Origin of the sequence: Enterobacter cloacae complex sp. IR5428 (assembly GCF_049238585.1) — a bacterium.
Lineage (GTDB): Bacteria > Pseudomonadota > Gammaproteobacteria > Enterobacterales > Enterobacteriaceae > Enterobacter > Enterobacter intestinihominis.
The window spans coordinates 1-8,642 of the sequence record NZ_JBMKHV010000029.1 but is presented as its reverse complement, the minus strand read 5'-3'; the positions used below and the strand labels follow the sequence as shown (position 1 = coordinate 8,642).

The 8,642-nt window shown below is 55.7% G+C and carries 6 protein-coding genes and 2 pseudogenes; 2 read left to right on the top strand and 6 right to left on the bottom strand.

Annotated features, from left to right (window positions below; all coding sequences use genetic code 11):
• Nucleotides 1–129 precede the first annotated feature (129 nt).
• The 4 genes and pseudogenes from ACOTXC_RS22505 to rfaD form a co-directional block, all read right to left on the bottom strand.
• A pseudogene (locus tag ACOTXC_RS22505) lies at nt 130–876 on the bottom strand (glycosyltransferase family 9 protein); the annotation flags it as partial.
• A 3-nt stretch (nt 877–879) separates the two neighbouring features.
• Nucleotides 880–1,863: a lipopolysaccharide heptosyltransferase RfaC gene (gene rfaC / locus ACOTXC_RS22500; protein ID WP_032626573.1), complete on the bottom strand. Its 984-nt coding sequence runs from the start codon at nt 1,861–1,863 to the stop codon at nt 880–882.
• A gap of 3 nt (nt 1,864–1,866) precedes the next feature.
• Entirely contained in the window at nt 1,867–2,913 is a 1,047-nt protein-coding gene (gene rfaF / locus ACOTXC_RS22495) for an ADP-heptose--LPS heptosyltransferase RfaF (RefSeq protein WP_023305214.1), read from the bottom strand.
• A gap of 79 nt (nt 2,914–2,992) precedes the next feature.
• A complete protein-coding gene (rfaD, locus tag ACOTXC_RS22490; RefSeq protein ID WP_146877137.1) occupies nt 2,993–3,973 on the bottom strand; it encodes an ADP-glyceromanno-heptose 6-epimerase in 981 nt (326 codons plus the stop codon).
• Nucleotides 3,974–4,188: 215 nt separating this feature from the next.
• Here rfaD and kbl point away from each other — a divergent pair, with 215 nt between their 5' ends.
• Both kbl and tdh read left to right on the top strand, forming a co-directional pair.
• Nucleotides 4,189–5,385: a glycine C-acetyltransferase gene (gene kbl, locus ACOTXC_RS22485; protein ID WP_421767961.1), complete on the top strand. Its 1,197-nt coding sequence runs from the start codon at nt 4,189–4,191 to the stop codon at nt 5,383–5,385.
• 9 nt (nt 5,386–5,394) lie between these two features.
• Nucleotides 5,395–6,423, top strand: coding sequence for an L-threonine 3-dehydrogenase (tdh, locus tag ACOTXC_RS22480; protein WP_017383610.1), 1,029 nt, complete (start codon nt 5,395–5,397; stop codon nt 6,421–6,423).
• A gap of 25 nt (nt 6,424–6,448) precedes the next feature.
• Here the strand turns inward: tdh and ACOTXC_RS22475 are convergent, their stop codons facing one another.
• Complete coding sequence (locus tag ACOTXC_RS22475; RefSeq protein ID WP_023305215.1) at nt 6,449–7,363, bottom strand: hypothetical protein; 915 nt, start codon at nt 7,361–7,363, stop codon at nt 6,449–6,451.
• A 15-nt stretch (nt 7,364–7,378) separates the two neighbouring features.
• Nucleotides 7,379–8,515 (bottom strand): annotated as a pseudogene (locus tag ACOTXC_RS22470) (glycosyltransferase); the annotation flags it as partial.
• Between the last annotated feature and the right edge of the window lie 127 nt (nt 8,516–8,642).

The following is an 8,642-nucleotide window of genomic DNA, read 5'->3' as shown; positions in this document are numbered from 1 at the left end:
CTGGTCTGACGGCGCTTACTGCTGAATTCACTGTCGGCGAAGGTAAGTTGATGACTCATGATGAACCCTGTTCCATGGCTCCAGATGACAAACATGATCTCATATCAGGGACTTGTTCGCACCTTCCTTAGGGATTTCACCGTAAAGGCGGGTGATATCGTCCATCCACGACTGTTCATTTGGCGCGCCGAAGACATAAAACTCGCAGGGTAAATCAGCGAGTTGATCAACAATCCGCTTCCAGATAACCGGAGGAACGGTTTTGGCTTTATTGCCCGCCGCAATACTGATGCCGATGCGGATAACGTCAGGTTTATCAAGAGTGGCCGGCCAGGTCGTCGGTTTAAAGAGCGGCTTTGTGGCGTGCTTGGGAGAGTCTTGCCATGTGAGTGCGCGGTCGGCCAGTTTCAGGTAGTTCGTCACCGAAAGCGTTTTTTTGCCATGCTCAACGGTACCGTCAGCCGCAAGATAGAAAATCCCGTGATACCACCTGCGCGTGTAAATGGTTAAAAATTGTTTGTTTTTAGCATTGCAGACGGCGGCAAAAAAGAGGTTCACGCTGTTGGGTTGTAGCAGGTAGACGTTGTCGTAGCGGTTCATGATCCTGCACGCGAAGCACAGTTTACGCCACAGGTTGCGCTTATGCTGCTCAATAAAATAGATCTGCTCGATAGTCTCATCATGCTTCGCCAGCGCACCAACGCTGCGACTGACCAACACATCGCTTTTTTGCAGATATGCCAGTAGAGGTGTCGCATTAATAAAGTCACCGATTTTGGCTGTCTGAATGACAAGGTTTTTGCCCGTGTCTTTTCGAAACAGCTTCCGGAGGAGTTTCACCGGAAAGAGTAAAATCAGCAGAAATACATAACTCATGGGTTAAATATCCCTGTTGGAAAGCCGATGGCTGCCCTGTAAAAATGAAAAAATAGCATCTGCGCTAATATCCTTCGTTTGTTGCGTAGGGCTGACCATCTGATGCTGGTTTTTACCGTAACCCCCGATCAACCCCGGATCGGTCGGGCCGAAAATCGTGATATTAGGACGATCCAGTGCGGCGGTTAAATGGCTTAACCCTGTATCCACAGAAACGACGGCGTTAGCGCCCGCCAGCTGTGCGGCAACCTGCGCCAGCGTGAGTTTGGGTAACACCTCAACGTGGGAAAAGCCTGCTGCCAGACGTTCCGCACGCTGCCGCTCATGTTCAGCGCCCCACGGGAGTTTAATATGGATACCGCAAGGTTGCATTAGTTCAATCAGCCTTCTCCAGTGCGTTTCCGGCCAGTGCTTATCGTCGCGCGTTGTGGCATGCAGGAACACCAGATACGGTTCGGCATGCTCCTCCGTCTCGCGCAAAAAATGCTGTGCAATAGCGTAGTCACCCTGGGCTTCAGGTTTTGCATAGCCCAGGCTTTTCGCGAACAGCTCGCGGGTACGTTCCACGGCGTGCTGCTGCTTCGCAATATGGTGGCGACGATTATAGAACAGGCTCGCCAGCGGTTCGCGGGCGGTTTGCCAGTCCATGCCGTGCTTTACGCCGTGCGCCAGACGCGTGACCAGCGCGGCGCTTTTCACCAGGCCCTGAGCGTCAATGATCGCGTCGTAACGCCGGGCCTGCACCGCTTCGCGGAAGGCTTTACGTTCGGCTTTAATCGGTGCGGAGAACCATGCTTTGCGCCAGCGGCGAATGGCCACCGGGATCACGCGGTCAACCGCTTCGTGCCAGGTGGGGATCTGCGCGAAGCCTTCTTCCACCACCCAGTCAAAACGAATGCCGGGAATGGCCCGCATCGCGTCCGTCAGTGACGGCAGCGTATGCAGCACATCGCCCATCGAAGAGGTTTTAACGATCAATACCCGCATTCGTTATCCTTCTTCGCTCAACAGAAGTTCGTTGAGCTCTTCGAGAACGCGCTGCGGCGTAATGTCGATCAGGCTCTGATGGTAGCCTTCTGCGGCATCACCTTTACGTACCTTGTGGTAGCCGGTGATCAGGCGAATTACGCGCGCTTTGTGCGACAGCGGCGGCGTGAAGTCCGGGCTGCTCGGGCCATACAGCGCCACCAGCGGACGATCCAGCGCGGCGGCGACGTGCATCAGGCCAGAGTCGTTGCTGACAACGGCTTTACAGGCGGCAATCAAAATAACCGCCTGCTCGAGCTGCGTTTCCCCGGCCAGGTTTCGGCACCAGGCCTGTTGCTCGGTGCTGAGCGTGGCGAGAATTTCATTGCCCGCCTCGTGATCTTTCGCTGAGCCAAACAGCACAATTTGATAGCCTTCGTCGATCAGCTGTTTCGCCAGCTCTGCGTAGTGATAGTGCGGCCAGCGTTTTGCCGGACCAAACTCCGCGCCGGGGCAGAAGCCAATCATCGGGCGTTCGGACGAAATGCCAAACGCGTTGCAGGTGTGGGATTTCTCCCCGTCGCTTACCTGGAGCTGCGGCCACAGTAGCGGCTGCGGCAGATCTTTCGCGCTGCGCATCACGCCTTTGTCGTAGGCCAGCGCCACGTAGCGTTCTACCATCAGCGGCCAGGCCTCTTTATCCAGCACACGGGCATCGTTCAGCAGGCCGTAGCGCATTTCACCGCGCCACCCGGTACGGTGCGGGATGCCCGCAAAGAAGGGCACAAGAGCGGATTTGAAGGAGTTTGGCAGGACATATGCGCGATCATAGCGTTTCTCGCGCAGGCTATGGCCGAGTTTGCGGCGTTCACCGATTTCCAGCGCCCCGTGGCCGAGCGGCATCGGGATTGCCTCGTTCACTTCCGGCATACGCGATAACAGCGGACGGCACCATGCGGGTGCCATCACGTCGATTATCGCCTGGGGATAACGCGCCTTGAGCGTGCGATAGAGACTTTGCGACATCATCATGTCGCCCACCCAGGACGGGCCGATCACCAGTATTTTCATTCACTTCATCCTTCAAGCTGTCTCTGCGTTGGCTGCCTGCGTTCACTCCTGTCACTTACTTTTGTAAGCTCCCGGAGATTCACTTCGTTGCCGCCTTGATACCGCTCAAATGATTTTGTGAATTTATATCGCGGTCACGGTTCAGCCAGGCCATATATTCCGTTACGCCTTCGGCAACGGTCTTGAACGGCTTGTCGTAGCCTGCGGCGCGCAGGTTAGTCAGGTCCGCCTGGGTGAATGCCTGGTAGCGGCCTTTCAGCTTATCCGGGAACGGAATGTACTCGATGCTGCCTTTCTTATGGTAAGCCAGCGTCGCGTCTGCCACCGCCTGGAAGGATTCCGCGCGGCCTGTGCCCAGGTTGAAAATGCCGGACACGCCGTTTTCCAGGAACCACAGGTTCACTGCCGCCACGTCGCCTACGTAGACGAAGTCACGCTTAAAGCCGTCGCTGCCTTCGAACAGTTTCGGACTTTCGCCGTTATTTAACTGGGTGTTCAGGTGGAACGCCACGCTCGCCATGCTGCCTTTGTGGCCTTCGCGCGGTCCGTAGACGTTGAAGTAGCGGAAGCCGACAATCTGAGAGTTTGCTTCTGGGAGGATCTGACGCACGTACTCATCAAACAGGAATTTGGAGTAACCGTAAACGTTCAGCGGCTGCTCATACTCGCGGGATTCGATGAAGTCTGAAGTGCGCCCACCGTAGGTTGCCGCGGAAGAGGCGTACAGGAACGGAATTTCACGCTCCAGGCAGTAGTGCAGGATCTCTTTGGAGTACTGATAGTTGTTGTCCATCATGTACTTGCCGTCCCACTCGGTGGTGGAGGAACAGGCCCCTTCGTGGAAGATGGCTTCGATCTCGCCGAACTCTTCACCCGCCATAATCTGGATAAGAAAGTCTTCTTTATCCATGTAGTCAGCGATGTTCAGATCCACCAGGTTTACGAACTTGGTGCCGTCTTTCAGGTTGTCCACCACCAGGATGTCGGTGATGCCTTTGTCATTGAGGGCCTTAACAATATTGCTGCCGATAAAGCCCGCGCCGCCGGTAACGATGATCATAACTGTAACCTTTGAAGTGTGGAGTCCGGGGAACATCCCGAACGCTAATCTCTTTATCATATCATCACAATGCCCGGTCTTCAGCCATTCACCGATATGCAGCAGGGGTACACGTGATTTATGCTGCAAAAACGAGAAGAGATACGGCGTCATCTCGTCATGAACTATTGGTTTGGGTAATATGTGCCAAAATTTGCCGAGTCTGGAGAATTGCAATGCGTGGTGATTTTTACAAACAGTTAAACAGCGACCTCGACACCGCACGTGCGGAAGGGTTGTTCAAAGAAGAGCGTATTATCACGTCTGCCCAGCAGGCGGACATCACCGTTGCCGACGGCAGCCATGTGATCAACTTTTGCGCGAACAACTATTTAGGTCTTGCGAATCACCCTGAGCTGATTGCCGCGGCGAAAAACGGCATGGATACCCACGGCTTCGGCATGGCCTCCGTTCGCTTTATCTGCGGTACCCAGGACAGCCACAAGCAGCTTGAGCAAAAGCTGGCGAACTTCCTCGGAATGGAAGACGCGATTCTGTACTCCTCCTGCTTCGACGCCAACGGCGGTCTGTTTGAGACCCTGCTCGGTGCAGAAGACGCGATTATCTCCGACGCCCTGAACCACGCCTCCATCATCGACGGTGTACGCCTGTGCAAAGCGAAGCGTTTCCGCTACGCCAACAACGACATGGTTGAGCTGGAAGCCCGCCTGAAAGAGGCCCGTGAAGCCGGTGCCCGCCACGTGCTGATCGCCACCGACGGCGTGTTCTCCATGGACGGCGTGATCGCCAACCTGAAAGGCGTGTGCGATCTGGCGGATAAATACGACGCGCTGGTGATGGTGGATGACTCTCACGCGGTTGGCTTTGTCGGCGAAAATGGCCGCGGCTCCCACGAATACTGCGACGTAATGGGCCGCGTAGATATCATCACCGGTACGCTGGGCAAAGCGCTTGGTGGCGCGTCTGGCGGCTACACTGCTGCGCGCAAAGAGGTGGTTGAGTGGCTGCGTCAGCGCTCCCGCCCGTACCTGTTCTCCAACTCCCTGGCGCCGGCGATTGTGGCCGCCTCTATTAAAGTGCTGGAGATGGTGGAATCCGGGGCTGAGCTGCGCGACGGCCTGTGGGCTAACGCCCGTCTGTTCCGCGAAAAAATGAGCGCCGCAGGGTTCACCCTGGCCGGCGCTGACCACGCGATCATTCCGGTGATGCTGGGCGACGCAGTTGTGGCGCAGCAGTTTGCCCGCGAGCTGCAGAAAGAAGGGATTTACGTCACCGGGTTCTTTTTCCCGGTGGTACCAAAAGGTCAGGCGCGTATCCGCACCCAGATGTCTGCGGCGCACTCGCCTGAACAAATTGAACGTGCGGTGGAAGCCTTTACCCGCATCGGCAAACAGCTGGGCGTAATTGCCTGAGGACGTGTGATGAAAGCGTTATCCAAACTGAAAGCGGAAGAAGGGATTTGGATGACCGACGTGCCGGAGCCGGAAGTCGGTCATAACGATCTGCTGATCAAAATTCGTAAAACCGCCATCTGCGGTACTGACGTTCACATCTACAACTGGGACCAGTGGTCGCAAAAAACCATTCCCGTGCCAATGGTTGTCGGCCACGAATATGTCGGCGAAGTGGTCGGCATTGGCCAGGAAGTGAAAGGCTTCAACATTGGCGACCGCGTCTCCGGTGAAGGCCACATTACCTGCGGTCACTGCCGCAACTGTCGCGGTGGGCGTACGCACCTGTGCCGCAACACCGTCGGCGTGGGCGTGAACCGTCCGGGCTGCTTCGCGGAATACCTGGTGATCCCGGCGTTTAACGCGTTCAAAATCCCGGACAATATCTCTGACGACCTGGCCTCCATCTTCGACCCGTTCGGCAACGCGGTACACACGGCGCTCTCCTTCGACCTGGTGGGTGAAGACGTGCTGGTCTCCGGCGCGGGCCCAATCGGCATTATGGCGGCAGCCGTGGCGAAGCATGTGGGTGCGCGCAACGTGGTGATCACCGACGTGAACGAATACCGCCTGTCGCTGGCGCGCAAAATGGGCGTCACCCGCGCTGTGGATGTCTCGAAAGAGAGCCTGACAGACGTGATGGAAGAGCTGGGCATGACCGAAGGTTTTGACGTGGGTCTGGAGATGTCCGGTGCGCCACCGGCGTTCCGCACCATGCTCGACACCATGAACCACGGAGGCCGTATCGCGATGCTGGGTATTCCGCCGTCAGATATGTCCATCGACTGGAACAAAGTCATCTTCAAGGGGCTGTTCATTAAGGGCATTTATGGCCGCGAGATGTTCGAAACCTGGTACAAGATGGCTGCGCTGATCCAGTCCGGTCTGGATCTGTCCCCGATTATCACTCACCGTTTCTCCATCGATGAGTTCCAGCAGGGCTTCGACGCAATGCGTTCCGGCCAGTCAGGGAAAGTGATCCTGAGCTGGGATAAGTAATCAAAAAGGGGCCTGAGCCCCTTTTTTACTGATTCTTTTTCTCTTCGTCCGTCAGGTAACGCACCTTGCGGGTGTAATCCTGACCTTTGAACAGCAGCTTATTATCCGGTGATTCCAGATACTTCTGCCATTCGGAAAGCGGGAAACCGCCGTGCGCGCCAATCACCTCTTTTGGCACAACGGCTTCCTGTCCGCCGATCTTCTTGGAGACCGGCCAGTTCATCCAGTCGCCCAGGTTAACCGTTTTGACATCCAGCATGTCCAGCAGCGCAGCGAGCGGCAGCTGATCGGTCGGCGGCTGCGTATCGTCCATCAGCTCCCAGGTATCCTGGAACAGCGTCAGCCACAGCGGGCAGATACGGCGCCAGGTCTTTTTGGTGGCGGCAAGAAACGCGCCGTTAACGTGATCGACCAGATACGGGCGCACTGTTTCTTTGTAATACGCCGGCACTTTCTCCGCTGGCGCGCCGTCCAGCTTGGCAATCATTTTGCCCTGACGGAAGCTGGAGTAGATGTGCATATCCGCCATGTTGATCTCTGGCATTTTAAGCAGGTTGAGATCGGAGTCGATCATCAGCACACCTTCACCGCGCGCCTGCAACGGAGCGTTAAGCTTCACCAGACGACTGAGGTAGATCTGCTTATAGCGGTAACCTTCTTCACGTTTTGGAAGCGTGAGGGTAACAACGCGAGTTTTTGGCGGCAGTTCGCCGAAAGCGGATTCAGGCTGATCGCTGACGATAACAATCTCGCTGACGTCAGAGGCATAACGCTCTGCAAAGGTCGCTGACAATAACGCCTCTTCGACGAAATCCGCGCCCGTACACGGGATCACAATGGAATCAACCGCAACGAGATCGCGCGTGACCGGAAGGGAAGCGTAAGGAATGTTATGACGCCCGGTAATGTGGCGGTAGCGAGCATTCAGGAATTTAAACATGTTCTTCTCGTTTGGTTATTGCGCGCCAAGAACGGCCTCGACACCGTTAACATAGCTTTCAATGGCATACATGTTGCAGACATTCTGGTGCGCGGCTGCGGCAAGCCGGGCGCGCAGAGCAGGATCCTGCCAGATATTATCCAGATGTTGAGCAAGTTGCGACACGTCGCTCCAGGGGAACAGCAGCCCGGTCGACTCATGGTCGATCAATTCTGCCGTGCCGGTCACTTTTGAACCAATCACGGGGATGTTGAGCAGCATTGCTTCCAGCACGACGCGGGGCAAGCCTTCGCTCTGCGAGGCCAGAATGAACGCGTCAAAAGTGGCGAGATAGTCAAAAGGCGTGTTCTGGAAACCGGTAAAAATGACGTGCTCAGCAATACCTGATGCATCAGCTTGTGCAGCCAGCGCGCCGCGTTCAGCCCCTTCACCAACCAGCACCATTTTCCATTTTGCCTGCGGGTGTCTCTGGCTGAACTGTGCCAGCGCCTCCAGCGTGTGGTGGTTGGCCTTACGAGGGATTAACGAGCCAATGCTGCCGAATACAAACGTATCGTCTTCAATGTTCAGTCGCTGGCGCATCACGCATCGGTCCGGCAAAGGCTGATGGATGTCGATGGCATTGTTGACCGTGGTACACAGCTCTGGCCGGACGCCATGCTGAAGTAGCACGCGTTCAACGCCGTGCGAGACGGCAATGATTTTTGTGGCATGGGCATTCACCAGCTTCACCAGCGGCGGGGTCAGCACTGGTTCAATCCGGCAGTGCTGGATTATCCGTGCACGCAGGTTTGCGCCCGCCAGATACCCTTCTTCATTAGAGCCTGGCTGGTTGTTCATATACAGCGTATCGAATCCACCTTCCCTGAAAATGGTCTCGATCTTGCTGACGTTGGGCCGGATACGCCACAGGGTATCAATATGCCGCGTAAATGCTTTGCGCGCCGAACGCGAGAAAAACAGCAGACCACGTCCCGCTTCTTTCAGGAGTTTTGCCCATGCCGGTTGCTTACGTTGAGGGATAACGAGTAATGGGATCCCAATGCTGTTGAGCACCTGGCCTATCGTTTGACCTTCAGCACGACTATAATCACTGTAAAAACAACAGGTAATGTCGAATTTGTCGCGGTTGATTCGCTTCAGAAGCTCAAGGGAAGGTGCGAACAAGTCCCTGATATGAGATCATGTTTGTCATCTGGAGCCATGGAACAGGGTTCATCATGAGTCATCAACTTACCTTCGCCGACAGTGAATTCAGCAGTAAGCGCCGTCAGACCAG

Coding starts and splice junctions, on each gene's coding strand:
- ACOTXC_RS22475 (WP_023305215.1), bottom strand. CDS start 7,363: ATGTTTAAATTCCTGAATGCTCGCTACCGCCACATTACCGGGCGTCAT.
- kbl (WP_421767961.1), top strand. CDS start 4,189: ATGCGTGGTGATTTTTACAAACAGTTAAACAGCGACCTCGACACCGCA.
- tdh (WP_017383610.1), top strand. CDS start 5,395: ATGAAAGCGTTATCCAAACTGAAAGCGGAAGAAGGGATTTGGATGACC.
- rfaF (WP_023305214.1), bottom strand. CDS start 2,913: ATGAAAATACTGGTGATCGGCCCGTCCTGGGTGGGCGACATGATGATG.
- rfaD (WP_146877137.1), bottom strand. CDS start 3,973: ATGATCATCGTTACCGGCGGCGCGGGCTTTATCGGCAGCAATATTGTT.
- rfaC (WP_032626573.1), bottom strand. CDS start 1,863: ATGCGGGTATTGATCGTTAAAACCTCTTCGATGGGCGATGTGCTGCAT.